General features: G+C 60.0%; 22 protein-coding genes. 12 read left to right on the forward strand and 10 right to left on the reverse strand.

The window, feature by feature from the left end; all coding sequences use genetic code 11:
• Nucleotides 1–156: 156 nt before the first annotated feature.
• Together A1WC_RS06340 and A1WC_RS06335 are read right to left on the reverse strand one after the other, a co-directional pair.
• Entirely contained in the window at nucleotides 157–3,045 is a 2,889-nt protein-coding gene (locus A1WC_RS06340; protein WP_016161659.1) for a C1 family peptidase, read from the reverse strand.
• A gap of 648 nt (nucleotides 3,046–3,693) precedes the next feature.
• Nucleotides 3,694–4,605, reverse strand: a complete 912-nt coding sequence (locus A1WC_RS06335) for a LysR family transcriptional regulator (RefSeq protein ID WP_002914199.1) — start codon at nucleotides 4,603–4,605, stop codon at nucleotides 3,694–3,696.
• A 115-nt stretch (nucleotides 4,606–4,720) separates the two neighbouring features.
• On the opposite strand from A1WC_RS06335, the gene speB reads away from it, so the two are divergent.
• From speB to A1WC_RS06290, 9 genes are all read left to right on the forward strand, one after another.
• Nucleotides 4,721–5,671, forward strand: a complete 951-nt coding sequence (speB, locus tag A1WC_RS06330; protein WP_004145693.1) for an agmatinase — start codon at nucleotides 4,721–4,723, stop codon at nucleotides 5,669–5,671.
• 10 nt (nucleotides 5,672–5,681) lie between these two features.
• Nucleotides 5,682–6,545 (forward strand): sugar phosphate isomerase/epimerase family protein, encoded by an 864-nt coding sequence (locus A1WC_RS06325; protein ID WP_016161660.1) that lies wholly within the window; start codon nucleotides 5,682–5,684, stop codon nucleotides 6,543–6,545.
• A complete protein-coding gene (locus tag A1WC_RS06320; RefSeq protein ID WP_016161661.1) occupies nucleotides 6,542–7,609 on the forward strand; it encodes an isopenicillin N synthase family dioxygenase in 1,068 nt (355 codons plus the stop codon). Before A1WC_RS06325 ends, A1WC_RS06320 begins: the two co-directional genes overlap by 4 nt.
• 19 nt (nucleotides 7,610–7,628) lie before the next feature.
• Nucleotides 7,629–8,432, forward strand: coding sequence for an ABC transporter substrate-binding protein (locus A1WC_RS06315; RefSeq protein ID WP_016161662.1), 804 nt, complete (start codon nucleotides 7,629–7,631; stop codon nucleotides 8,430–8,432).
• A 30-nt stretch (nucleotides 8,433–8,462) separates the two neighbouring features.
• Nucleotides 8,463–9,983, forward strand: a complete 1,521-nt coding sequence (locus tag A1WC_RS06310) for an amino acid ABC transporter permease/ATP-binding protein (RefSeq protein ID WP_016161663.1) — start codon at nucleotides 8,463–8,465, stop codon at nucleotides 9,981–9,983.
• Nucleotides 9,984–10,712 (forward strand): class II aldolase/adducin family protein, encoded by a 729-nt coding sequence (locus tag A1WC_RS06305; RefSeq protein WP_004899997.1) that lies wholly within the window; start codon nucleotides 9,984–9,986, stop codon nucleotides 10,710–10,712.
• 5 nt (nucleotides 10,713–10,717) lie between these two features.
• Nucleotides 10,718–11,650, forward strand: coding sequence for a 2-hydroxyacid dehydrogenase (locus tag A1WC_RS06300; RefSeq protein ID WP_008806113.1), 933 nt, complete (start codon nucleotides 10,718–10,720; stop codon nucleotides 11,648–11,650).
• 60 nt (nucleotides 11,651–11,710) lie between these two features.
• A complete protein-coding gene (locus tag A1WC_RS06295; protein ID WP_016161664.1) occupies nucleotides 11,711–12,505 on the forward strand; it encodes an SDR family NAD(P)-dependent oxidoreductase in 795 nt (264 codons plus the stop codon).
• 157 nt (nucleotides 12,506–12,662) lie between these two features.
• Nucleotides 12,663–13,283 carry a hypothetical protein gene (locus A1WC_RS06290; RefSeq protein ID WP_012540816.1) on the forward strand — a complete coding sequence of 207 codons (621 nt, stop codon included), beginning with the start codon at nucleotides 12,663–12,665 and terminating at the stop codon, nucleotides 13,281–13,283.
• A gap of 54 nt (nucleotides 13,284–13,337) precedes the next feature.
• Here A1WC_RS06290 and A1WC_RS06285 read toward each other — a convergent pair whose 3' ends face one another.
• The gene (locus tag A1WC_RS06285; protein ID WP_016161665.1) at nucleotides 13,338–14,174 is read right to left on the reverse strand and encodes a transporter substrate-binding domain-containing protein; all 837 of its coding nucleotides are present in this window, start codon (nucleotides 14,172–14,174) and stop codon (nucleotides 13,338–13,340) included.
• Between the two features lie 466 nt (nucleotides 14,175–14,640).
• Here A1WC_RS06285 and A1WC_RS06280 point away from each other — a divergent pair, with 466 nt between their 5' ends.
• Together A1WC_RS06280 and A1WC_RS06275 are read left to right on the forward strand one after the other, a co-directional pair.
• Entirely contained in the window at nucleotides 14,641–15,192 is a 552-nt protein-coding gene (locus tag A1WC_RS06280) for a fimbrial protein (protein ID WP_012540815.1), read from the forward strand.
• A gap of 36 nt (nucleotides 15,193–15,228) precedes the next feature.
• The gene (locus A1WC_RS06275) at nucleotides 15,229–15,918 is read left to right on the forward strand and encodes a molecular chaperone (RefSeq protein ID WP_016161666.1); all 690 of its coding nucleotides are present in this window, start codon (nucleotides 15,229–15,231) and stop codon (nucleotides 15,916–15,918) included.
• Here A1WC_RS06275 and A1WC_RS06270 read toward each other — a convergent pair.
• The 5 genes from A1WC_RS06270 to A1WC_RS06250 all read right to left on the reverse strand — a co-directional run bounded on the left by A1WC_RS06270 (nucleotide 15,915) and on the right by A1WC_RS06250 (nucleotide 23,272).
• The gene (locus tag A1WC_RS06270) at nucleotides 15,915–17,009 is read right to left on the reverse strand and encodes a fimbrial protein (protein WP_008806119.1); all 1,095 of its coding nucleotides are present in this window, start codon (nucleotides 17,007–17,009) and stop codon (nucleotides 15,915–15,917) included. The two genes, A1WC_RS06275 and A1WC_RS06270, sit on opposite strands and share 4 nt — an antisense overlap.
• A gap of 7 nt (nucleotides 17,010–17,016) precedes the next feature.
• The gene (locus A1WC_RS06265; RefSeq protein ID WP_016161667.1) at nucleotides 17,017–19,530 is read right to left on the reverse strand and encodes a fimbria/pilus outer membrane usher protein; all 2,514 of its coding nucleotides are present in this window, start codon (nucleotides 19,528–19,530) and stop codon (nucleotides 17,017–17,019) included.
• Nucleotides 19,531–19,608: 78 nt separating this feature from the next.
• Nucleotides 19,609–20,271 (reverse strand): molecular chaperone, encoded by a 663-nt coding sequence (locus tag A1WC_RS06260; protein WP_016161668.1) that lies wholly within the window; start codon nucleotides 20,269–20,271, stop codon nucleotides 19,609–19,611.
• Between the two features lie 194 nt (nucleotides 20,272–20,465).
• Nucleotides 20,466–21,050 carry a fimbrial protein gene (locus tag A1WC_RS06255; protein ID WP_016161669.1) on the reverse strand — a complete coding sequence of 195 codons (585 nt, stop codon included), beginning with the start codon at nucleotides 21,048–21,050 and terminating at the stop codon, nucleotides 20,466–20,468.
• Nucleotides 21,051–21,751: 701 nt separating this feature from the next.
• On the reverse strand, nucleotides 21,752–23,272 hold the full coding sequence (locus tag A1WC_RS06250; protein ID WP_008806123.1) for an aldehyde dehydrogenase family protein: 1,521 nt from the start codon (nucleotides 23,270–23,272) through the stop codon (nucleotides 21,752–21,754).
• A gap of 263 nt (nucleotides 23,273–23,535) precedes the next feature.
• Here A1WC_RS06250 and A1WC_RS06245 point away from each other — a divergent pair, with 263 nt between their 5' ends.
• Nucleotides 23,536–25,323, forward strand: coding sequence for a sigma-54-dependent Fis family transcriptional regulator (locus A1WC_RS06245; protein WP_016161670.1), 1,788 nt, complete (start codon nucleotides 23,536–23,538; stop codon nucleotides 25,321–25,323).
• Nucleotides 25,324–25,325: 2 nt separating this feature from the next.
• Here the strand turns inward: A1WC_RS06245 and A1WC_RS06240 are convergent, their stop codons facing one another.
• Nucleotides 25,326–25,922 (reverse strand): undecaprenyl-diphosphatase, encoded by a 597-nt coding sequence (locus tag A1WC_RS06240; RefSeq protein ID WP_008806125.1) that lies wholly within the window; start codon nucleotides 25,920–25,922, stop codon nucleotides 25,326–25,328.
• 59 nt (nucleotides 25,923–25,981) lie between these two features.
• Nucleotides 25,982–26,899 (reverse strand): LysR family transcriptional regulator, encoded by a 918-nt coding sequence (locus A1WC_RS06235; RefSeq protein ID WP_016161671.1) that lies wholly within the window; start codon nucleotides 26,897–26,899, stop codon nucleotides 25,982–25,984.
• Between the last annotated feature and the right edge of the window lie 65 nt (nucleotides 26,900–26,964).

Genomic DNA, 26,964 nt, shown 5'->3' on the forward strand with positions numbered 1-26,964 from the left:
TTTTTGGCACCGCAGAGGTGAATAATCAATGAACAACAATATAACAAATACGGGAATTTTTTTGAAGCAATCTGCGGTTAGCCTGCGAAGTAAATTTTCTGATTTCACGGGCAAAGGCTGCCGGATGACAAACCCGGCAACCACATACCGTGCCATCTAAAAACCGCGAAGATCATCCACCGGAACGTTCAGCTGGTTATTCTCAACAATGCGTTGCAGGGTCAGGCTGATCACATCAATGTTGTTATCGAAACTGCCGTGGGAAGCATCGATCATCACGCCTGGGCCACCACAGACCTTATCGATATCAATGATGTTGGTTCGGCCGCGCTTTTCCAGCCCCGCCTCAGCCGCGGCATGACGCCAGTTACGCAATGCTTCCCCGGTGCTCGACGAACCGTCCCAGCCCGAGTAGTTTTTGTCGCGTATCTTGTCCATTCCCAGCAGCGGTGTTCGCCGATCCCCTTCTAACGCGTTGGAGACGAAATAGAGGAGCGACTTGCGATAAATAGCTGCCACATTGTCGGCTCGTTCAATGCGATCGGACAGGATATGGAGATACATACGTTTCATCAGCAATTCATGCGGGGCATAGTGTCGGTTGGCAAACTGTACCGTACATGCCGGCGCATAGAGATGCGCAGACTTGAGAGCGTCACCCAGGCCGCGGGATGACAACAGATCGACGAAATGGCCGAGAATAATACTGCCCGCCGAGTGACCAATTATATGAATTTCAAGCGCTTTCCCCCAGGTTTCCACTAACTTTTGCAGGGCTGTCACCAGCAGATCGCCTGCGCGTCCTGAAACGCAACTAAATTCAGCGTTCTCCTTCATTTCGCTCCACAGAGGCTTCGCGGCCGGCCGGCCAATAGTTTCCTCAATCAGCAGATCGGAAGCCTCAGTCAATGCCTCACGCACGCCACCCGCGCGCGAGGGTTCACGGCGAAAATGGTCGGAGAAGATATCGCCAATGGACTCCAGGATCCCTGTTTTCCACACCAGAAAGAGTGGATAGCAATCGTTGCCAGTGAAGTAACGTCCCATCGCCCGCGCCCGCGCAATCGACCCGGCCTCATTGTTGAGCCCGCCATGCGCATAAATGACTAAGCGTTTAGTCTCTGCGTGTTGTAAGCGAAACCAACGATCGGGCAATACGCATCCCTGATACATCAGCGTACGCGTCATCTCGTCCTGAGTCAGGTAGCGGTCCACCCGACCATCGTTGCCGATAACAATACTGTGCTGATAGGCAGTGGTTTCGTCCCACCACTGCGGGTGATTACCCGCGGCGGCCGGTGTGGCAAGGGCTGGCGAACCCGTTGCAAGCTGCCCTGGCACCACGCCGGGCACGCCCAGCGCCGCCACCCAGGCATCCATCGCGTTGGTCAGCCAGTCGGCATAACTCAGTACCGCGAAGCCACCGCATCCCCACTCTGTACCCCAGGAGTTTTGTACGATAAACCCGTCGCGGTTAAACCCAACCAGCGCAAACGCATGACCGCCCGTTTTAGTAGGCTTGCCATTGAACGCGATGACCGCCAGCGAGTCATGATTGGTGGGCGCCTTTTTCGCTGTCGGTACCGTCTGCCAGCCCTCATGGGTAAAGGCGGAAACGTAGATAGCCCCCACGTCATGGATGGCGGCCTGCATATCGGTAATATTTTTGATATCAATACGATAGTAGACCCCCAGCGTCGTATTCACCGCGCGCTCCGCGTATCCGTATTGCGGCGGGATATTTTCCTGCTCCCGGTAAGGCCAGTCAGACTCCAGACACACGCCGTGATGGAACCACCCTTTAAGCGCACCACGGCAGCTCGAACCGTCATAATCTTCCCCGGCGTATTCGTCGTATCGCCGGGCAAAGTTGTAAAGCATGCGGGGGCTCACTGAATCGAGTTTTTTCGGGAAACCGGCTTTACGCCAGCGCAAATAGTTCACCACGCAGGCTAAGCCAAAACCCGTGCAGGCGCCTTCCCGCCCCTGATCGAGAATCAGCTGCGCCTGGGTGTAGACGGTCAGTAGCGTGGCGATATCCTTATCAACCGGAAAGCGGTCCGGTAGGCTCACCGGCGGCGGCGTATAGGTACGATCGCGCAGATCAAGCGGATCCTTCGACGCATTGAGAACCGGTCCCTCTGCCGGGGCCGCGATCGCGGCGGCGCCCGCCTGCTGTCTGCTCCCTCTGCCAGCTCCCGCGCTCTGTATCTGGCTGGTCTGCTGCATAACCGCTGGCAAGACCGCTGCAAGCGTGAAGACTTTTTTGAAACTATCCAGCCCGTGCGCCCCGCCATTCACCAGCCTGCGCGCTTTCCGATAGTCGGGGGGCGTGGCTGTCAGGGCCGCGGTTAACGCCTCTCGACGATCGCCGAGGAACATCGCCAACAGTACCGCCGCCACCTCGGGTGCATTAGCTAAATCGGGAGAGCCGATAATGTCCACACCTATGCGGGAAGCATATTTCTGGTAGTTCGACCGCCCCGTAAGCTGTACGAAACCACGTCCGCGAAACCTGGCGCCATCGCCAGGGTTGATGTTACCAAGATTCTTGCCTTTGTCGGTCCCTGCGTCGTAGGCGCTGAACGCCGGCAGCCCTGGCAGCGTGTTGAACTGCGAGGGATATTCGGAAATCGGCACGAAGCCTTCGGTCTCCGCGCGGATGGTCCCCAGGGCGGCCAGGATCAACGGGATCGTCGTGAGTCCTTCGCTGGTTAACGCTGCCGCGACGTACGGCAGATAGCGCAGCACATTGGATGGTTTGGTGGCGGGGAATAAATGCTGCACCTCATCTGCCCGCAGCGCAAACGCAGGCAGCTTGATAAGCGCCAACAGGCTCTGGCAATAGGGACCGACGACGCCATCGGCGATGATGCCGATATTCGACTGCCAGTGTCGGACCGCCGAGGCGAGCGTGGCATCGAACGTGTCGCTATTCGACGGCAATGCAAACATCTTCGCATCCGCCCCCAGCGTTTTCGCCAGACGCTCGCGTAACTGGACAACCTCCGGGCCGGATGAGCCCTGCAACAGCAATTTAACCATGACAATAATCCTCGAAAAGCGATGACCGTGCGGCGATATTGATATAGGCCGCAGTACGCAACATAACGTTGAGCTGTCCTTGTGAAATGAGGCTGACAAGTGGTATTGCTTCAGGCTGCAAAGCGACCCGGCGGCCGCGGATGATATCCCTCGACAAAGATGGCGCGTGTCGCTCTCTCGTTTGAGGCGGGCAAACTTCGTCTGGGCAGGCGTTCCGGCATGCTCGTATGAGTATAGGAGAAGCGTAACGGCACCCGAGGATTTATTACTGGCTGAAATCTGTCACGGGTCAGCCGTTGACGGGCGGTTCAGGAGACATCATTCTCTCCCCGTTCGCCAACTATCCGCTGCCATAACGGCAGCGGATCCTGCGGGATTTGTCTGGCGCTGATCTGCCTGCACAAACTCTCCACCATCGCGATTGCGGAAAAAACCATTAAAGCGAATCGCTAACGACTGCGCTGCCCGGCGACCTGTCCACACCAGCGGCGCCTAACCCTGTGGATAACCTGGAGGCAGTTGCCTGGCAGCCGCAGCCCGGGCGGGCTACCGGCTGCTGTTCGTTTTTTAAACAGGAGAAATGCCACCGCCGGGCTGCGCGCTGAGCGCCAGAGCCACCACCGCGGCGGAGGGAAGCCCCTACCCCACTCAGTAATTCCACTTCGGCCGCGCCACCGTGTTTTTCTTCAACAGGTCGCGGAACGCTTTCAGGTAGGGCTCATTGCTGCGCCCGCGCTTACAGATAGCCGAGAACGGTGACTGAAAGCCAAACTCGTTGGGCAGCAGCACCCGCAGGCGGTTCTCTTTGATCCACGGCCAGGCGTAATGCTCCGGCAGATAGCCAATATATTTCCCCGAGAGGATCAGCAGCAGCTGGGCGTCGACGGTCTCGACGGTGGCGCTGCCTTTGCTGAAGCCCCGGCGGCGCAAATCGCTGGTGTTCCAGTAGCTGCGGGTCACCAGCGGGCACTGGCTGATCTGCTCTTTATCCAGCTGGCGGCTGAAGAACATCGGGTGCAGATCGCTGCAGTAGAGCCAGTGCTGTTCGCGGTACAGCGGCTCGCTGATGATGTTATGCACCTGCGAGTTGTAGCTGCCGATGGCCAGGTCGATATGGTTGTTCAGCACGCCGTTCAGTTGCTCCGCCGGGGTGCGGATAATCAGTTTGATATGCACATGGGGAAATTTGTCGCTGAAGCTGCGCAGAACCACCGGCAGCGAGAGCGCCGTTTCGGTCTCGATGGAGTCGAGCGTCGAGATGCACAAGGTGCCGCTGTGCTCCCCTTTGAGCAGCGCCGACTGCCGCTCCAGCTCATTGAGTTCACTCAGCACGCGGATCGCCTGCTGTAAAAACTGCTGACCTTTCTCAGTCAGGGAAAAACCGCCGCGCCCGCGCTGGCAGAGGGTGAAGCCAAGCTGTCCCTCCAGCTGCGACATGGCATTGCTGATGGCGGAGACCGAAATGCCCAGCTCCTGCTGGGCCCGGCTATAGCTCTCCAGGCGGGCCACCGCCTCGAAAACCTGCAGCTGTCGAATATTAAGGCTGGCGTCGTGATGCATCGTATTTAGTTCACCAATAAATGAACTGAGTATTTACGTCAGACGATGTAAAGTCCAGCGCGGGTTGCGCACTATCTCTCCTGTTACGTTTCATCCGTCAGATTCAGGAGCAGACATGGATAACCTCTTTCACCAACCGCAGGGTGGCAATGAGATGCCACGCTTCGCCGGCCGCGCCACGATGATGCGCCTGCCGTTTATTGAAGATTTACAGGGACTTGATGCGGCATTTGTCGGCATTCCGCTGGATATCGGCACCTCGCAGCGCTCAGGTACGCGCTACGGACCGCGCTATATTCGCGCCGAATCGGTGATGATCCGTCCGTACAATATGGCAACCGGCGCCGCGCCGTTCGACTCGCTGTCGGTGGCCGACATCGGCGATGTGCCGATCAATACCTACAGCCTGCTCAAATCGGTGCAAATTATCGAAGATTACTACACCGGTTTGAATAGTTATCCGCTGATCCCGCTAACCCTCGGCGGGGACCACACCATTACCCTGCCGATCCTGCGGGCGCTGACCAAAAAACATGGTCCGGTGGGGCTCATCCACGTCGACGCCCATACCGATACCAATGATGAGATGTTCGGAGAGAAAATCGCCCACGGCACCACCTTCCGCCGCGCCGTTGAGGAGGGACTGCTCGACCTCAAACGGGTGGTGCAGATTGGCCAGCGCGCCCAGGGCTATGCCGCCGGCGACTTCCAGTGGGGCGTTGACCAGGGCTTTCGCCTGGTGCAGGCGGAGCAGTGCTGGCATACCTCGCTGGCGCCACTGATGGCCGAAGTCCGCCAGCAGATGGGCGACGGGCCGGTGTATCTCAGCTTTGATATCGACAGCCTCGATCCCATCTGGGCCCCGGGAACCGGGACGCCGGAAGTCGGCGGCCTGACCTCCATTCAGGCGCTGGAGATCGTCCGCGGCTGCCGCGGCCTGAACCTGATTGGCGCCGATCTGGTCGAGGTCTCGCCCCCCTACGACGTGAGCGGTAATACCTCCCAGCTGGCGGCCAACCTGCTGTACGAGATGCTCTGCGTCCTGCCCGGCGTGAAGTACGCCTGAGGAAGCCGCCATGGAGCTGAAATGCTTTCGCACCCTCTGGGGAGTCACCACCCCCTGGTCGCAAACGCTGGATGAACTGCAGCGCGTCGGCTGCTGCGGTATCGAAGCCCGCGTGCCGTTAACGGTGGCCGAACGGCGGGAGCTCGCCGACCGCCTGCAGGCGTCGGGGCTGGAGTATATCGCCATTCTTTTCAGCGGCGGCGGAGTGCTCCCCGCCCAGCATGAAACGCCGGAGCAGCATCTGGCGCGCCTGCAGACCCGCTTCGCCGAGGCCAGCAGCCTCAACCCGCGCTTTGTCAATCTGCTGGCGGGCAACGATCGCTGGCCGCTGGCGCAGCAGGTCGATTTTCTCGGCAAGGCGCACGAGCTGGCCGCCGGGTTTGGTTTGACTTGCAGCTTTGAAACCCATCGCGCCACCTCCCTGTACAGCCCGTGGCTCACGCTGGAGATCGTTCAGCAGCTCCCCCAGCTGCGCTTTACCGCCGACATCAGCCACTGGGTGGTGGTCAGCGAGCGCCTGCTGGATGACCCCTGCGACGACTTCAGCGCCTTTATCGACCGCGTGCATCACGTGCAGGCCCGGGTGGGCTACGACCAGGGGCCGCAGGTGCCGCACCCGGCGGCGCCGGAGTATCAGCCGGCGCTGGCTTTTGCCGAGCGCTTCTGGCAGCAGGTCTGGCATTCACAGCGCCAGCGCGGCTACCCGCAGACCACGCTGACCCCGGAGTTTGGCGCCGACGGCTATCTGCACCATCTGCCGTTCACCAACGTTCCGGTGGCCGACCTCTGGTCGCTCAACGCCTGGATGGCCGCGCGCCAGCAGGCCCACTTTCAGCAGTTTTTAACGCTCACTGAACAGGAACCGCAGCCATGACCGCCGTGAAGCACGCTTTTACTGAACTCCCGACCATCGATATCCGCGATCTGGCCGGCGACGACCTCGCCAGGCGCCAGGCGGTGGCCGACGCCATCGGCCGCGCGGCGCGCGAGGTGGGCTTTTTCTACATCACCGGCCACGGCATCGACCCGGCGCTGATCGCCGGCGTCCGCGAGGCGGCGAAGCAGATCTTCGCCCTGCCGATGGAGGAGAAGATGAACTATTACATCGGCCACTCCAAAAGCCATAAGGGCTACGTTCCGGAAGGAGAAGAGATCTACGGCTCCGGCAAGCCGGACCATAAAGAGGCTTTCGATATCGGCTTCCAGGCAGCGGATGACCATCCGCTGGTGCTCGCCGGCACGCCGCTGATCGGCGCCAACGAGTGGCCCGATCTGCCGGATTTCCGCGCGCGGGTGCTGGCCTACTACGACGCAGTCTTCTCCCTCGGCCACCGTCTGTTCGACGCTTTCGCCCTCGCGCTCGGCCTGCCGGAAGGGTATTTCAAACCGATGGTGACCTGCCCGCCGGCCAAGCTGCGGCTGATCCATTACCCGTTCGACGCCAGCGTTGAAGATGTTCCCGGAATTGGTGCACACACCGACTATGAGTGCTTCACTCTGCTGCTCGCCGACCAGCCTGGCCTTGAAGTCCTCAATGAAGAAAGCGTGTGGATCGATGCCCCTCCCGTCAAGAACGCCGCCGGAGAAGAGGCGTTCGTGATCAATATCGGCGACATGCTGGAAGTGCTCAGCGCTGGCACATTTGTTGCTACAGCCCACCGGGTGCGCAAAGTGCCGCAGGAGCGGTACTCCTTCCCGCTGTTTTTCGCCTGCGATTACCACACGCTGATCCGCCCGCTGCCGACCTTCCTCGCCGCCGGCGAAGCCGGTGAATATCAGGCGCTCAGCATCGGGGAGCATATGTGGAGCCAGGCGCTGCAAACCTATCGCTACCTGCGCGAGAAGGTCAATCGTGGTGAACTTCAGCTACCGGAGCGCGCGCGCGGCACCAATACCTTTGGCCATTTGAAAAAACAGGCACAGCAAAAAAACCCCTAACCACCCGTGAGGAACCATGATGACTAGCACCCTGAAAAAAATCTCGCGCCGTGTCGCGCTTACCCTCGCCGTCAGCGCCTGTTTTTCCCCTGTCACCCAGGCGGCGGAACTGCTGACCGAGGGCGTCTTTAAGGTGGGGATGGAGGTCACCTACCCGCCGTTTGAGTCCTATGACAGCAATAACAACATCGTCGGTCTCGACCCGGATTTCGCCGCGCTGATCGCCCAACATCTGCAGGCCAAACCGCAGCTGATCGACACCAAGTTCACCAGCCTGATCCTCGGCATCGGCAAGAAATATGATGCGGTGATCTCCGGGATGTACGTGACGCCGGAACGCCAGAAACAGGCCGACGCCATCCCTTACGCCCTCTCCGGCGCGTCGATCATCGCCCTGAAGGGCGGCGCGGTGCAGCCGAAAACCGAAGATGAGCTGTGCGGTGTGAAGGTCGGCCTGCAGGCAGGCACCACCTGGGTGACCAGCCTGAAAAAACACTCCGATGAGTGGTGCCTGAAAAACGGCAAACCGGCCATCACCATTCAGGAGTTCCCGACGGCGCCGGAAGCCTCGCAGGCGCTGCTGTCGAAGAACATCGGCGCCCAGCTTGAGATTGCCCCGGCGGCGCAGATCATCGTCGACAAGAGCCGCGGCCGCCTGGGGATAAGCTCTACGCGCCTGGTCTACCCGCTGCCGCTGGGGATCTACGTCGCCAAAGGTAACACCGAGCTGGCGGAGGCGATTAAGGCCACCCTGGCCACGCTGAAAGCCAACGGCCAATATGCCGCGCTGATCAAAAAATACAACTTAGAAAGCATCGATTAAGACAATAAGCACTGCGCAACAGGAGTCGGTATGGCGTTCGATTGGGGATACTTTTTTTCATTGTTTAGCATTGGAGCATTCTGGCAGGCGTGCGTGACCGTGATCGTGGTCAGCACCTTGTCCTGGGGGATCGGCCTGGTGGTCGGTTTTCTGTTAGCCTGCGCGAAGCTCTCCGCGCCGCGCTGGGTCAAGATCCCCGTCGAACTCTATATCTGGTTTTTTCGCAGCGTGCCGCTGATGGTGCTGCTGGTGTTTGTCTACAACCTGCCGCAGCTGTTTCCGGTGACCCAGCCGCTACTCGGGGTGCCGTTTATCGCCGGGCTGGTGTCGATGACCGTCACCGAAGCGGCCTATATGGCGGAGATCCACCGCGGCGGCCTGCTGTCGGTGGCCAAGGGGCAGAGCGAGGCGGGCCATGCGCTGAGCTTCAGCTTTATCGGCATCCAGCGGCTGATTGTTATTCCTCAGGCGTTTCGCATCTCGCTGCCGACGCTGATCAATGAATACATCACCATCATTAAGCTGAGCTCGATTCTGTCGGTGGTCTCCTTACCCGAGCTGCTGCTCACCGGCCAGCGCTTGTATGCGCAAAATTTCCTCGTGATGGAGACCCTGCTGGCGGTGGCGGTGTACTACGTGATGGTGGTTACCGTCTTCACCTGGCTGTTCCGGGCGCTGGAAAATCGTCTCGATATTCAGCGCAAGCGTCCGCAAACCCTCAGCGAGGCGGAATGCCAGGCGCTGCGCCAGAGCCTGCCGGCGCTGACGGAGGAGATCAAAACGCCGGCCGTCAACGGCGCGCCGCCAGCGCTCGATCTGCGGGGCATCCGTAAATCCTGGGGTCAGCATGAGGTGCTGAAAGGCATCGATCTGCAGGTGGAGAACGGGGAGGTGATCAGCATCATCGGCCCGTCCGGCTCCGGCAAAACCACCCTGATCCGCACCATCAACGCCCTCGAAAGCCTTGATGGCGGGGAGATCATTCTCTACGGCGAGGACTATCTGAAGGGCGGAGCCATCGTCGACAAACGCCAGATGCGCGCCGGGGTGCGGCGCATCGGCATGGTCTTCCAGAGCTTCAACCTGTTCCCCCACCGCACGGTGCTCGACAACGTGATGCTGGCCCCGCGCTATCACCAGCTGCTTGACCAGCCGGTCGCCCGCGAGCAGGCCCTGGCGCTGCTCGACCGCGTCGGCCTGCTGGCCCATGCCCGCAAATACCCCTGGCAGCTCTCAGGCGGCCAGCAGCAGCGCGTGGCGATCGCCCGGGCGCTGGCGCTGAAGCCGGACATTATGCTGTTTGACGAGCCAACCTCGGCGCTGGATCCGGAGCTGGTAGGCGAAGTGTTGAAGGTCATTCAGTCGCTGGCCCGCGAAGGCATGACCATGCTGATTGTCACTCACGAGATGGACTTCGCCCTGTCGATTTCCGACCGCGTGGTGCTGATGGAGAACGGCGTGGTGCAGGCCGATATCGCCCCGCAGGTGATCCGCAGCCCGCTGGAGGCCCCTTCTCTGCAACGAATCCGTGAATTTATGGGAGTACGCTAAATGGCAACTGAGCAACACCTGCGCCAGCAGTTGGCCGCCGCCTACCGGCTGGCGGCGCTGTTCGGCTGGGAGGATACCCTCTACACCCACTTCTCCGTGCGCCTGCCCGGCGATGGCGAGCCGCGTTTTTTAATTAACCCCTTCGGCATGATGTTTGACGAAGTCACCGCCAGCAACCTGATCGTGGTGGATATGCAGGGCAAGGTCGTAGAGGGCGACGCGCCAGCTAACTCGGCGGGCTTTACCATCCACAGCGCGGTGCATATGGCCCGGGAAGACGCCCACTGCGTGATCCACACCCATACGCTGCCGGGAATGGCGGTGGCCGCCTGCGAGGACGGCCTGCTGCAGCTTAACCAGATCAGCACCGAGTTTTACCAGCGCGTCGGCTACCATCCCTATGAAGGGGTGGCCTTTGACCTCGACGAACGGGCGCGCATCCAGCGCTCGCTGGGGAATAATATCGCCATGATCCTGCAGAGCCACGGCCTGCTGTCGGTGGGCCGCACCGTGGCCGATGCGTTTTACATCATGTACTACCTGAACCGCGCCTGCGAGATCCAAATGGCCACCGCCCAGCTGGCGGCCCTCAGCCCGATCCACACCATCGCTCCGCACCTCAGCCAGCACGCCTGCGAGCAGCTGATGGGCGTGGAGCATGAACGTCAACAGGTCTGGCAGGCGTGGCTGCGCCGTCTTGACCGTCTCGATACCTCTTACAAAGACTAACGCCTATGTCTGATATCACTATCGTTGTGGATTGTAACGACGCGGATTTCGCCCGCGATATTTGCGCCGCCCTGCAGCAGTTTCCCGACGTCACGGCGCTTCTGCCCCATCACCAGGCGGCGCGCGACGCCCAGTACGCCAGCTGCTGGTTCCCGGACCCGCAGCTGCTGAGCCGCTCGCCGGGGCTGAAGCTGATCCAGGCCGCGTCCGCCGGGGTCGATCATCTGCCGCCCGCGCTGTTCGCCAGCGAGATCCCGCTGTGCCGGGTGATCGATGAAGATTTTCGCCACGGCATGTTCGAATATGCTCTGTGGAGCGTCCTGTGGTTTCAGCGCCATTTCGACCGGGCGCTGGCCCACCAGCGAACCCAAACCTGGAAGCTCTATCCCCAGCGCGCCGCCGCCGACTTCCATATCGGCATTATGGGTCTGGGCGAAATTGGCGGCTATATCGCTGACCAGCTGGCCCGCCTCGGCTATCGGGTCTCCGGCTGGTCGCGCAGTGAAAAGCAGCTGGCTGGTGTCACCTGCTATCGCGGCGAGGAGGCGCTCGACCACTTTCTTGGGTCGCTTGACGGGCTGATTAACCTCCTGCCGCTCACCGCGCAGACCCGAGGTATCCTCGCCGCGCCGCTGTTCAACCGGCTACCCGCCGGGGCGGTGTTGATCAACTGCGGCCGCGGGGAGCATATGGTCAATGATGATGTGCTGGCGGCGCTGGAGAGCGGCCAGCTCGCCGGGGCGGTGCTCGACGTCTTCCCGCAGGAGCCATTGCCGGCGGACGATCCGCTGTGGCGCCATCCGCAGGTGGTCATCACCCCGCATATGGCCTCTGCGGCCCCTGCCGAGGTGATCGCCCGCCAGTTGCTGGAGAACATTCAGCGCCAGCGCCGCGGGCTGCCGCTGAAGAACCTGGTCAATAAGCACGCCGGTTACTGATCCCCAGCCATACTGCCGCTGCTACGCTTAATGGGAGATCCACAACCAGAAGGCAGGAACATGAAGATTGATTTAGCGGGGAAAGTCGCGCTGGTCACCGCCTCCACGGCGGGTATTGGCTTCGCCATCGCCAAAGGCCTGGCGGAGAGCGGCGCAGAGATCATCATTAACGGGCGCAGCGAGCAGAGCGTGAACGCCGCCATCGCTCGTCTGCAAAATGAGGTGTCGGGCGCGAAGGCGCGACCCGCCATCGCCGACCTCAGCGACGCCGACGGCGCAGCCCAGCTGCTGCGGGCGGTGACCGGCGTCGATATTCTGGTCAATAACGCCGGGATCTATGGCCCGCAGGATTTCTACGCCACCGACGACGCGACATGGGACAACTACTGGCAGACCAACGTCATGTCCGGCGTACGCCTGTCACGGGGGCTGCTCCCGGCGATGGTCAGTAAAGGCTGGGGGCGGGTGGTGTTTATCTCCTCAGAATCGGCGCGCAATATCCCGGCGGACATGATCCATTATGGCGTGACCAAGACCGCGCAGCTGTCGCTGGCCCGCGGCCTGGCGAAATATATCGCCGGCAGCGGAGTGACCGTTAACAGCGTACTGCCGGGGCCGACGATTTCCGACGGCTTTGCCGAGATGCTGAAAGACGACGTGGCGAAAACCGGCAAGTCGCTGGAGGAACTGGCGAAAGCGTTTGTCATGACCCATCGTCCGAGCTCGGTGATCCAGCGGGCGGCCTCGGTGGAAGAGGTCGCCAATATGGTGGTCTACGTCTGCTCGCCGCAGGCATCGGCCACCTCCGGTGCCGCACTGCGCGTCGACGGCGGCGTGGTGGATGATATTCTCTGACGCCCACCTCATTCAGGGGAGTCACCCTCCCCTGTCGCCTTCGCCGGCGCTAAACCGCGCAAAATGTTAAAAAAACGCGGCAAAGTCGCACAAAGTGAACAGGAACATGCATTCCCAAAACTTATGATATTTCTTTTAAGTATAAGTTGTGGTGTTAATGTCTCTGTTACGAAGCTTGCTATTCTTTCTCGGCGCGGCGGTCGCAGCCGCCCTCGCGGTACTCTGTCTGTGGGTGGATATTCGGGTGTTTGGTAACGACATCCCGGAGGTGTCGCTCACCGAAGTGGTGCAGGAGAGCGTGCTGGCCGTCATCGTACTGGTTCACTTCCTGCTGGCGCGAAAATATACCCACCTGCGCTATAGCAATATCCTCATCGGCGGCTTCTTCCTCGCCATGCTGATCCGTGAACTGGATGGCCTGTTTGATTTGCTCTCCCACGGCAGCTGGGTGTGGTTTGCCCTGCTGGCCACCGTAGGGTCGCTGCTGGCGCCGCTGCGCCATCTGCGTCAGACCCTGTCGCAGCTGGCGGAGTATACCCGCACGCCCTATTACGGGATGATGATCAGCGGCCTGCTGGCGATTCTGGTCTTCTCGCGGCTGTTCGGCATGCACGGCCTGTGGTACGCCGTGCTGGATGAGAACTACGCCCGGGTGGTGAAAAACACGGTCGAGGAAGGCAGCGAGTCGTTTGGCTATATGCTGTGCCTGACCGCCACCCTCGGCTACGCCTGCTACTTCCGCGGCCTCGCGCGACAGCCCCTGTCGCCGCAGCGCTAACCGTGGACGATAACCACCGCCGGACGCGTCTGCCGGCGGTGGCGCGCCGCCGCGTTAACCGCGAATTTTCCACTTCCGTTTGAGAACCTCTTTGTCCTGGCTATCCAGCCACTGGTTCACTTTCTCCAGCAGCGCCGGGTTATCCTTATTCATCATATACACCTTGTCGCTGGCGGTGCCGGCGAACGGTGTTTCGTTAGCAACGCAGAACACGCCGGGCTCTTTGCTTTGGTAATAGTCGCCTTCGATCAGGTCTGTCACCATCATATCGGCTGTTTTCTGCCGCAGCGCCTCCAGATTGTCGACGTTGTTCTGTACGCGAATGATCTGCGCCTGCTTGATATGCTCATCGACAAAGCTCTGGTTTGTGCCGCCAGGGTTGACGACCACCTTCACCTCCGGGCGGTCAATCTTCGCCAGCGAGCCGAGCCGCGGGGCGGACTGGCAGTTGGCTAAGGCGATTTTACCGTTCGCCACTACCGGGTGGCTGAGGGCGAAGTCCTTCGCCCGCGCCGGAGTCTGCGTCACGCCGCCCATCGCAATATCAAACTTGTCCGCCCGCAGATCGGCGGCGAGCGCTGGCCAGCTGGTGTAGACGAAGCTCACCTTCAGCCCCAGCGTGCGCCCGAGATCGCGGGCCATGTCCACGTCATAGCCCTGCAGCTCGCCGGCGGCATTGCGAAACGCCAGCGGGGCGTAATCGCCCGGCACGCCCACTTTCAGCTCACCGCTGTGCTCGATGGTTTGCATATCGCGCGCCTGGGCGCCGCAGGTCATTATCGCCAGCGTCAGCGCCAGCCCCACCGTCAGTTTCATCTCGCCATCCTTATCGTTATCGATTTTTCGCGCCGGGGTGATCGGCCGCTTATCAGTCAACACCATCCGCAGCATACGCCAGGGCATTCATCCTATTTTTAATCATCGTGACATACAACCCGGCAGCGCGGTTGCCGATCGCAAATCTGGCGATAAAAAACAGCCCCCCTCCGGTGAATGATCCCTCATCTGCCGGGCGTAGCCTTACGTGAACGATCGTATTTTCCACCATGAAGTGGGTTCGAACACCTGGCAAAAAAGAGCAATAAGCTATTTCTAATGCATTGAATTAAAATAGCAATTTATTTTATCGAGCGATATTTGGCATTCAACTCGCGTTAATAACCGTCTTATTTACGTCGCAATTCCCCCACGCTACTATCCCGACAAAAGCAGCCCCTAAATAACAAGCCAGTTTATTTCCTGGTATTAATAAATTTGTCAGTCAGATGAATTAATAAAAAACATACCTGGCGTAAATAAGACTCATCAAAATAACGGCCCTGGCGCCAGCTTTACGGGCAATAGAGAAGGAAAGAAAATGAAAATAATCACGCTGTGTCTGGCGACGGTCTTTGCCGGGCTGGCCGCTGTCCCTGCACTCGCGGCAGAGGGCAAGCTGAATTTCATCGGCAAGGTCGTGAACGCCTCCTGCAAGCTCGAAGGGGTGAGCGACAGCGGGGTCATCGACGTCAGTATGGGCGCTATTCCGCTGTCGAGACTGAAAAACAGTCAGTCTGGGACCGGGCCGGCGGTCGGCATCGACATTCGCGTTAAAGATTGTGAGAAAGGCACTTACTACATTGTGGTTGACGGCCCCTCGCCTGCCGACACACCTGAAAACCGCGTGCTGGCGCTCGACGGCAGCGGTAAGCCGGCCAGCAAGGTAGGTATTCTGCTCACTGACCGCACGGGCACCCCGCTCAGCCTCGATGAACGCCTTGATCCGCAACACGATCCCCGCATAGAGATCCCGGTGGACGGCGGCTCCGGAACCTTCAGGCTGAACGCCTTCTATTACACCTGGGACAAAACCCACGCCGATCCCGGCGACGGCAATGCGACGGCCCGATTTACCATTATGCAGGAATAGCTTCCCGGTCAGGGATGAGACGTCAAGGGAGTCCTCATGAAAACACAGCTGGCGATTCTGCTCTGCGCAGTGACCTTTCAGGCCTGCGCCGGGATCACCATTAATGCCACGCGGGTGGTCTATTCCGGGAAAGAAAAGGTCGCCAGCCTGAACATTCACAATCGCAGCAGCACGCCTTATAAAGTGCAGATCTGGCTGGACGCCGGACTCAATACCTCGCGCGTCGGCCTGCCGATAGTGGCGACGCCGCCGCAGGTCTATTTATCGCCGCAACAATCCGCCCAGCTGCGCTTTATCTATCTCGGCGGCGGGCTGCCCGGCGATCGGGAAAGCGTGTACTGGGTCAATATCCAGGAGACGCCTCCCGCAGCCGTCGGCACGCATACGCTGCAATTTGTCGTCCGTACCCGCCTGAAGCTCTTTTATCGTCCGCCCGCCATCACCACCACCCTCGCCAGAGAGGTGCAAAAGCTGCAGTGGCAGCAGAGCGGGAATCACCTGCGCTTTACCAACTCAGGCCCACTGCATATCACCCTGGTCAACGGGACGCTGATCGATAATAAAGGCCACCTCTCGCCGATGAGAAACGTGATGCTCCGGCCATACAGCAGCCATACCGTGATGACCACCGACAGCACTCGCCTGTACCAGCTGAACTATATCGACGACTACGGCGCGGTGGTGCCCATCCCTCTGCAGAATGCCCATGCGCCAGCGTCAGGCTAGTTATACTCCAGGGCGAAGGTCACCATGCTGTTGGCCGTGCCCGCCCCCACCGTGGCGTCAGTTTGCACATACTGGGCGTTAAAATTGATCGCCTCGGCGGTCCCGGCGTTTGTGCCGGTCACCCTTTTCAGGATCGGCAAGTTGCTGGCCTCATTGATCTTAACGCTGGTGCCATCAGAGACCGCCGCGCCGGGGTTATTGCCGTAGGTCAGCTTCACGCCGACGCCGCTGGCGCTGTTGCTGGCCTTGCTCAGGGCCAGGGTATCGCTCTCCACGCTGACGCCGAAAAAGCCGATGCGCACATCGGTCGGCGACGGGCAGAACACCGGGATCGAAAAGCGCTTCGCCTGGCCGCCGGTGCTCCCTTTACCGTGAAACTCCGCCCGGTTTACCGTGCCCAGAGTGACCTGGATCGTCGACGTCGCTACCTGACAGCTGCCGCTGCTGCCGATGTCCACGTTCAGGGCCGCCATATCGATACTGACCGGCGCGCTGGCGACATAGCTGGCGCTCCCGCTGGCCTGCTGCTCAATGGTCATCTCCCCCACCTGCGGCAGCGACGGCGAGTTGGTGTGCGTCCCGTCCGCCAGCTGCACCGTCCCGGTTTTATAGAAGGTCACCGCGATCCTGACCGTGGTTTGCTGCTGCGTCATCAGCGCCGGAAGCATTGCGCTGTCGCACACCACCACCGACTCGCCGCCCGCGGAGTGGCTGCCGTCGATAGCGCGCATCGGGCCGCCCGCGCACTGAAAGCTGAGCGAGTAACCGATGCCGTCGATGGCGCTGGGGTAGACGTGCTGTCCGTTAATCACCACCGGCGAGCCGCCGGTTTTCAGTTGCTTATAGACGATGCGTTTGGCGCTCGCCGTCGGCAGCTGCAGGTCGCAGGAAAAGGGGATCCCGCTGCCGTTATCCGCCATCGCGCTGGTCATCTGGGTATTGACCGGCAGCGTGGGTAAATATTTGATATTGGGAATATTGACCGTGGTCTGGCCGATATTCGCGCGGCAGGTTTCAGCCCGCACGCCGGGGAGGTAACCACTCAGCGCCAGCAGAAAGAGAACAGGAAGTAGACGAAAAACAGATTTCATAGCCGCCTCAGCGTGTCTGGCACAGCCCGGAGACGGTTTTCACCGTATTCAGACTCTGCTGTGGGTTATCCGGAAGTTGAAAATGCAGCGTGCAGCTCTGCGACTGGTTGTTAACGACCCAGCTCACCGCCAGGGTCCCCTCCTGCGGCACGCCGCTGAGGTACACCTGCCCACCGTCAGCCACCATGCCGCCCGGCGCATTGCCGCTCTCCTCCGCCGTGACCAGCCGCGCGCTGGCGCCAAACGGCAACGGCCCCTGGGCATTGCGCAGGGTAAACAGCACCCGGTTGCCAATGTGGGTCCGGTAGTTGGCCATCACCACCGCGCCGCCGCCGGGGATCACGGTCTGCCCCTCCTGATCGACGTCGGTATCGTCGGCCATCGACTCTGTGTCGAGGGTAATGACATTTTTTCGATAGGCGGTCAGGGATGGCACCACGGCATAGCCGCGCCAGTCGGTGTGCACATTGTTGCCGTTTTGTACCGCCACCCCAGCGGCCCCCGGCGCGCGGACGATGGCGAAGCTCTCGCCCACCGTCTGGCCGAAGGTGACGCCGTGCGGATGCGCGACCACCGAGCCGGCGCCTCCCCAGGTCAGCTGGTTGCTGGCGGCGTCATGACGATAGCCGAGCTGGGCGTTGCCGAAGCCGCCGTGGTAATCCAGCGCGACGCTGCTGTTGCTGCCTCGCCCCTGGTTGCCATAGCCCTGCTGGACCGAATAGAACAGATTTGGCCGCGTCGGCACCGCGCCATACAGCGAGACCTGCTGCGAGGTATAGCCATTGCTGTCCGAGGTGGTGTTATAGCTTACCGCGCTGTCGGACAGCGGGCCGCCCAGCGGGATGTTGATATTAAATGACCAGGAACGGTCATTTTTTTCCTGATTGCTGGCGCGGGTGTAGTAATAGCCCACGCCCCAGGAGATCCCCTTCCAGGCGCTGTAGAACCCGAGGTGTACCGTCTCATCCCGGCTCTGCCGGTGCCAGTAATCCTGCGACCAGGCGGAGATCGCCAGACTGCCGAGGCCGCCAAGGCTTTGTGTCACCGACAGCTCTTCCCGGCGACGCCGGTTGTCCACCTGCCCCTGCGCGCTTTCCAGCGCGCTGGCTTCGGCAAAATCGTAATAGCCGCTGGAGGAGTAGCGGTAGCTGGCGAGGCTGAATGAGGTCCCCGAGCTGACAAAATCTTTCTGATACTGGGCGCGCAGCGAATGGCCCGCGTAGCGCTTGCCCGACGGCGTGCGGGTGATGGCCTGGGTCACGTCGCCTCCCAGCGATCCGAACTCGCCGAAACCGCGCCCCAGGCCCAGCGCCCAGGACTGATAGTCCTGGGCCAGTTGCGTACCGCCGTAGAGAGTAAACCCCGCCGACAGACCGTAGAACAGGGTTCCCTGCAGGAATTCCGGCGAGCGGACGGTATCCGCCCCCGAATGGTAGCGCCCGGCGCTAAGGCTGAATTTGCCGCGCCCTTCGCGCAGCATAAAAGGAACTGCGGAATAGGGCTGAGTAAAGGTGCGCACCGAACCATTGCTCTCGGTCACCTTCACCTCCAGATCGCCGCTCTGCGAGGTGGGGTAAAGATCGCTGATGGCAAATGCCCCCGGCGACACGAAGGTTTCGTAGATCACATACCCGTGCTGAGAGACGGTCACTTTGGCATTGCTGTGCGCCACGCCGCGGATGGTGGGGGCAAAGCCGCGCTGGCTGTCCGGAAGCATCTCATCGTCAGACATCAGCTGGACGCCGCGAAAGGGGATGCTGTCAAACACATCGCCGGTGGTGTAGGTATCGCCGATCCGCAGCAAGCTCTTCAGCGAGCGGACATCGCGCTGCAGCCAGGTGCTCTGGGTATCCCAGTGCCGGCGCTGCTGGTCGTACTGCATTGAGGAGACGTTGCGCAGCCGCCAGGCGCCCAGGTTCACGCCGCTGCGTAAATTGAGGTAGTTTGAGCGGCTGCTCTCCCCGTCATCGGCGTTCTTTATTTGCGCGCCGGAAAAATAGTAATCGACAAACGCGGCCGGCACGCCATCGTCCCAGCGCGAGGGTTCGACATAGCCGCGGCTTTGCACGTTCATCGCCGCCTGGGGAATACTCAGCGTCAGGCGCTGGTTAGCAAAGGTGAACCGACTGCTGGCGTCGGGAATAAACTTCTCGATCCGGGTGAAGGTTTCTCCTTCATGCAGCGTTTGAAAGGCGGGAAAGGCGCTGACGTTGACCCCATAATCCGCCAGTTGAGCGGGCGTTAGCACCGGCTGCAGCTTCCCGCCATCGTCAACAAACGTAATATCGGCCTGACCCAGCTCCTGATCGTTAACCACCACGGTGACAGAGTAAGTGCCCGGCTGCTGCCCGCCGGGTTTGGCGAAGTAGTGCAGGTCGGAGGTTTGCTGCTGCGGGTCGGCAAACTCCAGCGCCGCCGGATCAAAATAGTCGTCGGCCAGCGCCCGGTTCAGCGGACTGAGACAAAACACCATCGTCGGCACCGTCGCCAGCGCCAGCGCCCGTCCTGCGGTCAATGGCATTGCGGCATACTCCCGCACCTTCGCTGTTGTTGTTCTTTTCATGCTGGCGCCGTCCGGTCATGTCATCGCAAAAGGGAATTACTGCTGGGCGAAGTCGCTGACGCCGCCGTAGTCGTTAATCGCCCGCCATTTGACGGCGCCGTGCCCGCTCACCGGCCACGTTTTCTGGCCGAACGGAGCCACCATGCCAGGTTCGTCGATGCTCTGCCCGCCCACCGCGACGGAGTAAAAAGAGACAAAATAGGGAGTGGGGTTTGCCACCGTCAGATGACCGCCGGACTGGGTAAACTTCAGTTGCTGCCAGGCTTTTGCCGGGTCGCCTGCCAGACCGTTGGGGCGATAGAAAATTTTGAATTTCGACTTAATATTGACCTGCAGCTTATTCACCTCGCCCTGCGGCGTTGGGGCGATACTTTTGACGTTCAGCCAGTAGACCGATTCACGGTCGCTGGGCAGCGAGGCGCCAATAAAGTTAATGCGCAGAACGTTATTCTGCTCCGGATCGAGACGGAACAAGGGCGGCGTGACAATAAAGGGCACCTTGGCCTTATCGTTTTCCGCGTAATTTTCCACCCACGACTGCACCAGATAGGGCGTATGGGTATCGGCATTGGTGACTGAAATAGCGGCTTCACGCTTCCCTTCCTGATAAATCACACGGGTTCCACCCATGACAATACCGGCCTGCGCTGCCGTGGAGCACAGCAGAAAAGCCGCAACGGCAATTATTTTCTTCATCATTAATAACCATCAGGTAAAGGTTGAACAGACAATAAAATAAAGCTGTGAATAAAAGAGCCAGTCACCATTGAGATAATTAGCAGGAACAACAATATCGTCACGAATATATATCGCGACGGCTTCGCCATTAATTTTTCAACAGACTGCTAGGGATCCAGACGCAATGGACTGGCTCTGAATAACGCGCAATATGCTTAGTTATAAATCATATTGAAATTAGCCGTACCGTTGGCGTCACCTGCCGTCACGGTCGCCCCGGTAGAGACATAATCGGCGTAAAACTCGAGGTCGGCAGAACCGGTGCTGCCGCTGGAACCCGGAGTGACCGCTTGTTTGGCGGTCGTTTTACCGAGGCTAACCGCCGTCGTCTGATCATGCTCATACAGCTTAATCGCTACGCCGCTGGCGCCGCCGCTGTTGATGGCCAACAGGGAGGTATCCGTCTGTTCGCGCGCGCCATCAAACAGCACAGCGACCGTCGTCACGCTGGCCGGGCAATCTTTGACTTTGATATGGAAGGATGTTTTGGTGGTTTCGGAGCCGGTACTGGTAAAATAGTTGCTGGCCCATTTGCCCAAATCCACCGTCTGGCCGGTTGAACCGCTGTCGACGTTGCAGGAGCTGTCGGTGATTGACCCATTGAAGTTGACCTGCCCGCCGGCGCCTTGCGCACTGGTTCCTGAGTTTGGATTAATCGTGTTTGCCGCAGTCGCCTGGAAGGTTACGCCCGAAACCAGCGCGCCCATGAGAATTGCCATAATACGAAGTTGGGTTTTCATTATTTATCTCATCGTTAACGAATATATCGCACAGTCATCGGCAATAGCGCTTGGCTATCGCGAAGCTGCTCATCAGTTCCTCCTTGTAAATGTTCATTGCGTTCCTTCCGCAGGATAGTAGGCACACGCCCTCTCGCTCTGCTTTATTCCGTCAAAAGGTGACCATTAATAAAAAACAGAAGCTAAAAAAGTTATTTTGGTGTGCGAAATAAATATATTACCGCACCTACCAAAAGGCAACCCGGCACAATGTTACGAATAAGTTAATGATTATCAGAGGCATAAAATTTATTTTTGAAATGCCTTTTCAATGTTAATTTACATATCTATACAAACGGCAATAAAACACTTTCAAACAACAACAGATCAAAACCATTAACAAATTTAAAGATAATTACTCAAAAAGTTGTCTTGTTTTATTGTGCTTCCGATCGACAGCACAGGAAAATTAGGAATTTTCCTGGTATTAATATTCATCATTTCTACATAAATGAAGCACAAGTGTCCGCCTCACTGCGCATAATTTCTTGTTGTGGAACCCTTTTTATTTTCAAGTGAAAGATATTACATCAGCCGTGTGAATGTGTTGGTCATGCCGCTCAATAAAGCCGGCTAAATAGCAGGGTTATTTTGCAGTTAAAAAAAATCCGCAACCCGGACGGATTGCGGACAGAGGTTGGAACAGAAGCGCGGGGTTGTATTTAGAACAGACCCAGCGGCGCGGTGCCGTAGCTCACCAGCAGATTTTTGGTTTGCTGATAGGCATCCAGCGCCATCTTGTGCGTTTCCCGGCCAACGCCAGACTGTTTATAGCCACCGAACGCCGCATGCGCCGGGTAGACATGATAGCAGTTGGTCCATACGCGGCCGGCTTTAATCCCGCGGCCCATGCGATAGGCGAGGTTGGTATCCCGCGTCCAGACCCCGGCGCCAAGGCCAAACTGGGTCTCATTGGCGATGGTCAGCGCTTCCGCTTCGTCCTTAAAGGTGGTCACCCCGATCACGGGCCCAAAGATCTCCTCCTGGAAGCTGCGCATATCGTTGCGGCCTTTAATCAGCGTGGGCTGAATATAAAAACCGTTATCCAGCGCCGGCGCGATAGCCGCCCGCTCGCCGCCGGTCAGAATTTGCCCGCCCTCTTCCCGCGCAATCTGAATGTAGGAGAGGATCTTATCGAACTGCTGGCGGGAAGCCTGCGCGCCGATCATGGTGTCGGTATCTAACGGGTCACCACGGCGGATCTGCGCCACCTTCTCCATGACCCGCGCCATAAAGGGCTCATAGATGGATTCATGGATCAGCGCCCGCGACGGGCAGGTACATACCTCCCCCTGGTTGAAGAAGCCAAGCACCAGTCCCTCCACCGCCTTCTCAATAAACTCCTCTTCTCCCTCCATTACGTCGGCGAAGTAGATGTTGGGCGATTTGCCCCCCAGCTCGACAGTGCAGGGGATAATATTTTCCGCCGCGCAGGCGAGAATATGCCGCCCGACCGGCGTGGAGCCAGTGAACGCCAGCTTGGCGATACGCTTGCTGGTGGCCAGCGCCTCGCCCGCCTCTTTGCCGAATCCCTGTACCACGTTAAGCACCCCGGCCGGGAACAGATCGCCAATCAGCTCCAGCAGCAGGGTAATGCTCAGCGGCGTCTGTTCAGCCGGCTTGAGCACCACGCAGTTACCCGCCGCCAGGGCCGGGGCCAGCTTCCACGCGGCCATCAGCAGCGGAAAGTTCCACGGGATAATCTGCCCAACCACCCCCAGCGGTTCATGGAAATGATAGGCCACCGTCGTTTCGTCAATCTCGGCGGTGCTTCCCTCCTGGGCGCGCAGGCAGCCGGCGAAGTAGCGGAAATGGTCCACCGCCAGCGGCAGGTCGGCATTCAGGGTTTCGCGGATCGGTTTCCCGTTGTCCCAGCTCTCCGCGACGGCCAGATACTCCAGGTGCTGTTCAATACGATCGGCGACCTGTAGCAGCAGCCTGGAGCGCTGCTGCACTGACGTTTTACCCCACGCCGGCGCCGCACGGTGAGCGGCATCCAGGGCGAACTCAATGTCTTTGGCGTCCGAGCGGGGAAATTGCGCAATGTTGCTGCCGTCGACCGGGGAGGTATTCATAAAGAATTCACCGCTCAGCGGCTCGACAAATTTACCGTCAATGAAGTTGCCGTAAGCGGATTTAAATGAAACCAGGGCGCCGGGCTGGCCAGGATGTGCATAACGCATCGCAAATCTCCTTCTGTAGGGTTGAGACGCGGCGGCATATTGATTTTTTAAACTTGCCGCCGAACGCTTCTCACTTTGCAGGGGTTATGCCAGTTTTTAATTGCCAATAATTTATATTATTTATTAATGGGTTAGGGTTATCTCTTTACCAGGCTGGCAGGCGCTGTCGCACAGATGTCCACTTCTGTGTTGCAAATCGCAACACCAAATAAACCAAATGGCTACAATATTGCAACACAGCAACATCGACCCTGAGGTGCCCTGTGCCAGGTAATCCCTATCTTCTCGCACCAGAGGTTAACGCTAACCCCCTGCTCAGCGACTCGTGGTCTCGCTGCCAGCGCTATGGTCTGGATCCTGCTACCGAGGATTTTCCCCGTCTGCGCGCCGGGGAGCTGGCAGACCGGCTCGCCAGCCACCGCAGCCTGCAGCAGCTGGCGCAGCCGGTGGTGGATGCCCTGTCGCGCCAGGTGGCGGACCTGCAGTCGGTGGTGGTCCTCTCCGACCCCAGTGGCCTGGTGCTGCACACCGTCGGCGATACCCAGGCGATGCAGAAGGCTCAGCGCGTGGCGCTGGCCCCCGGCAATCTGTGGAGCGAAAGCGGGCGCGGGACCAACGCCATTGGCACCGCGCTGGTCATTGATGACGGCTGCGAAATCGATGGCCGCCAGCATTTTCTTACCCGCAATCAGAATCTGTACTGTGCGGCGATGCCGCTCCAGCGGCCGGACGGAAGTATTGCCGGGGTGCTGGATATCTCCGGCCCGGCGGATTTTCCCCACCAGCATACCTTCGGCTGGGTGAAGGCGGCGGCAAAGCAGATTGAGTATCTGTGGGTGAAACAGAGCCTGCATCCGGAGCAGTGGCTGATGAGCCTGCACCGGCAGGTGGACAAGCTCGACAGCGTCGAGGAGCTGCTGCTGGTCTTTTCTGACAACGTCCTCACCGCCGGCAACCGACTGGCGATGCGCGAGTTCGGCCTGAGCGCGGCGCAGTTTGGCCAGCTCACCTTTGCGTCGCTTTTTCCGACGCTGGCGCAAAGGGCGGTCAGCGTCCCGCTGCCGCTGACCACCCCGCAGGGCCGCTATCACTATCGCCTGCGGGAGCCCACCCGCCGCCGGGTGGCGGTAAGCGCCCCGCCGGTCATGCATCTCCCTTTCACCAGCCCGCGCGAAGGCGAAAAGCTGCTGCGGCTGCTCAACGCCGGCATTGCGCTATGCATTGAGGGAGAAACCGGCAGCGGCAAGGAGTATGTCAGCCGTACGCTGCATCAGCACAGCCGCTGGCGCAGTGGCAAATTTGTCGCCATCAACTGCGCGGCCATCCCGGAATCGCTGATCGAATCCGAGCTCTTCGGCTACCAGCCGGGGGCATTTACCGGCGCCAGCAAAAACGGCTATATCGGTAAAATCCGCGAGGCTGAGGGCGGGGTACTGTTTCTCGATGAGATCGGCGATATGCCGCTGGCGCTGCAGACGCGGCTCCTGCGGGTGTTGCAGGAAAAAGAGGTGGCCCCGCTGGGCGCCAGCCGCAGCGTGCCGGTGAATTTCGCCTTGATCTGCGCCACCCACCGCAATCTGACGCAACGGGTCAGCGCCGGCGAATTCCGTGAAGATCTGCTGTGGCGCCTGCGGGAGTATGCCCTGGCGCTGCCCCCGCTGCGCGAGTGGCCGGCGCTGGAAACCTTTATCGCCACGCTGTGGCGCGACCTGGGCGGTGTTTCACGCCGGGTGACGCTTTCAAATGCACTGCTGGTCCACCTCAGCCAGCTGCCGTGGCCGGGAAACGTGCGCCAGCTGCAGAGCGTCCTGAAGGTGATGCTGGCTCTGGCCGATGAGGGCGACACGCTGACGCCTGACGCGCTGCCGGAGGCGTATCGCACCGCGCCTGCGCCGCTGCCGCGCGGAGGATTGCAGGCCCATGACGAGCAGTTGATTGTCGATACCCTGGCCAGCGTTAACGGCAACGTCAGCCGGGCGGCACAGATACTGGGTATCGCCCGCAGCACGCTGTACCGCCGCGCCGCCCGTACCGGACGGCCTCGTCGCTGAGGCTATGGCGTAAAGCGCGCCGGCAGCCAGGAGAACATCCGCCGGCTGACGGCCTCGCACAGCAGCACCAGCCGTGGGCCGACCGCCTGCCAGACCCGCTTCGCCACGATGACCCCGCCAATGGAGACCAGGGCTGCGCCCACCATATCCAGCGGAAAATGCACCCCAAGATAGATCCGCGACCAGGCCACCGGCAGCGCAGCCAGCAGCATCAGCAGACCAGGCGCCCGCAGGCGCAGCGACAGCAGCGCAAACGCGGCGCTGAACATCACCGTAGCGTGATCGCTGGGGAAGCTGTTATCCGCCGGATGACTTATCCAGGTATGGCCGAGGGGGATCATAAACGGCCGTGGATGAAACCAGAGCGTCCCGCACACCATCCCCAGCCCGAGGGAAATCATCACGGCCAGGGTCATAAACAGCGCCTGGCGGTGTCCCTCACGACCACCGAGAAACCACAGGCCGAGCGCGATCGCCGGCATCATAAACACGATGCCGCTGGCGCAAAAACGGGCCAGCGACAGCAGGCCCTCCGCGGCGCCAGGCTGCGCGTTAAGCGCGAAAAAAACAGATTGATTCAGGGTTTCCAGGGCGTTCATGGCGATAGCTCTCAGTCGTCATCTTTCTGTCATTATCGCCCGGTCGCCTTAAGATACCCTTAACCGCTGGGCGGTGTGCTTTTAGCAAGGCGCAGTCCTTCCCGCAGGGCATCGATCGCCACCCGCGTTTTTTGCGGCAGCCACGGCCCCTCCGGCCACACCGCGTGGATAGCGAAACGCACCTGAGCGCTGGGCGCCAGCACCTGCTGCAGCGTCCCGTCGGCGAGCGCCTGCGCCACCAGCCAGTCCGGCAACCAGGCGATGCCCATCCCCTGCTGCACCGCCGCCGCGATGGCGGCAAAATCATCCTGTACCAGCCCCGTCTGCGGACTGAAGCGCACTTCGCCCTGCTGCGGGTCGTACAGTTGCCATTTTTGCAGTTGGCCGTTGTGCAGATAGCCGAGGGTGCGGTGCTCGCTCAGCCCGGCGATGGTCTGCGGCGCCGGCTGGCGGCGCAGGTACTCTACCGCCGCGCACAGCACCATGCCATGCTCCCCCAGCGCCCGCGCCCGTAGCGACCCGGTATCGGCCAGGTTTCCGATACGCACCGCAAGATCAACCCCCTCCTCCAGCAGATTGACCTGCCGGTCGCTGTAGTGGAGCTCGAGCTTCAGTAACGGATAGCGCTGGCTCAGGCGGAACAGCAGCGGCGCCACGCAGCGCTGACCAAAGAGCACTGGTAGCGAGATCCGCAGCCGCCCCTGCACCTCGCCCTTCCCGCGCTGGAGCGCCTCTTCGGCCTCGCGGATGCGCGCCAGCGCTTCCCGGCACTGGTGGTAAAATTGCTCCCCCTCTTCCGTCAGCAGTTGCCGACGGGTAGTGCGCTGGAATAACGCCACGCCGAGGCGCGCTTCCAGCCGGGCAATGGTTTTACCCACCGCCGAACGCGTCACGTGGAGGATCGCCGCCGCGCTGGCAAAGTTACCGCTCTCGACCACGGTAACAAACACCGGGATCGCGTTCAGATCGTCACGCACAAATTGGTTCCTTACGGGATACAATAGAGGAAAATAATGTCACTCCAGAGAGAAAAAAGACAGTG

Source organism: Klebsiella sp. KTE92, from assembly GCF_000398905.1.
Classification (GTDB): Bacteria; Pseudomonadota; Gammaproteobacteria; order Enterobacterales; family Enterobacteriaceae; genus Klebsiella; species Klebsiella variicola.

Excerpts from the sequence above, each read along its gene's own strand:
- A1WC_RS06340 (WP_016161659.1), bottom strand. The coding sequence starts at position 3,045 with ATGGTTAAATTGCTGTTGCAGGGCTCATCCGGCCCGGAGGTTGTCCAG.
- A1WC_RS06335 (WP_002914199.1), bottom strand. The coding sequence starts at position 4,605 with ATGCATCACGACGCCAGCCTTAATATTCGACAGCTGCAGGTTTTCGAG.
- speB (WP_004145693.1), top strand. The coding sequence starts at position 4,721 with ATGGATAACCTCTTTCACCAACCGCAGGGTGGCAATGAGATGCCACGC.
- A1WC_RS06325 (WP_016161660.1), top strand. The coding sequence starts at position 5,682 with ATGGAGCTGAAATGCTTTCGCACCCTCTGGGGAGTCACCACCCCCTGG.
- A1WC_RS06320 (WP_016161661.1), top strand. The coding sequence starts at position 6,542 with ATGACCGCCGTGAAGCACGCTTTTACTGAACTCCCGACCATCGATATC.
- A1WC_RS06315 (WP_016161662.1), top strand. The coding sequence starts at position 7,629 with ATGACTAGCACCCTGAAAAAAATCTCGCGCCGTGTCGCGCTTACCCTC.
- A1WC_RS06310 (WP_016161663.1), top strand. The coding sequence starts at position 8,463 with ATGGCGTTCGATTGGGGATACTTTTTTTCATTGTTTAGCATTGGAGCA.
- A1WC_RS06305 (WP_004899997.1), top strand. The coding sequence starts at position 9,984 with ATGGCAACTGAGCAACACCTGCGCCAGCAGTTGGCCGCCGCCTACCGG.
- A1WC_RS06300 (WP_008806113.1), top strand. The coding sequence starts at position 10,718 with ATGTCTGATATCACTATCGTTGTGGATTGTAACGACGCGGATTTCGCC.
- A1WC_RS06295 (WP_016161664.1), top strand. The coding sequence starts at position 11,711 with ATGAAGATTGATTTAGCGGGGAAAGTCGCGCTGGTCACCGCCTCCACG.
- A1WC_RS06290 (WP_012540816.1), top strand. The coding sequence starts at position 12,663 with ATGTCTCTGTTACGAAGCTTGCTATTCTTTCTCGGCGCGGCGGTCGCA.
- A1WC_RS06285 (WP_016161665.1), bottom strand. The coding sequence starts at position 14,174 with ATGCTGCGGATGGTGTTGACTGATAAGCGGCCGATCACCCCGGCGCGA.
- A1WC_RS06280 (WP_012540815.1), top strand. The coding sequence starts at position 14,641 with ATGAAAATAATCACGCTGTGTCTGGCGACGGTCTTTGCCGGGCTGGCC.
- A1WC_RS06275 (WP_016161666.1), top strand. The coding sequence starts at position 15,229 with ATGAAAACACAGCTGGCGATTCTGCTCTGCGCAGTGACCTTTCAGGCC.
- A1WC_RS06270 (WP_008806119.1), bottom strand. The coding sequence starts at position 17,009 with ATGAAATCTGTTTTTCGTCTACTTCCTGTTCTCTTTCTGCTGGCGCTG.
- A1WC_RS06265 (WP_016161667.1), bottom strand. The coding sequence starts at position 19,530 with ATGCCATTGACCGCAGGACGGGCGCTGGCGCTGGCGACGGTGCCGACG.
- A1WC_RS06260 (WP_016161668.1), bottom strand. The coding sequence starts at position 20,271 with ATGATGAAGAAAATAATTGCCGTTGCGGCTTTTCTGCTGTGCTCCACG.
- A1WC_RS06255 (WP_016161669.1), bottom strand. The coding sequence starts at position 21,050 with ATGAAAACCCAACTTCGTATTATGGCAATTCTCATGGGCGCGCTGGTT.
- A1WC_RS06250 (WP_008806123.1), bottom strand. The coding sequence starts at position 23,272 with ATGCGTTATGCACATCCTGGCCAGCCCGGCGCCCTGGTTTCATTTAAA.
- A1WC_RS06240 (WP_008806125.1), bottom strand. The coding sequence starts at position 25,922 with ATGAACGCCCTGGAAACCCTGAATCAATCTGTTTTTTTCGCGCTTAAC.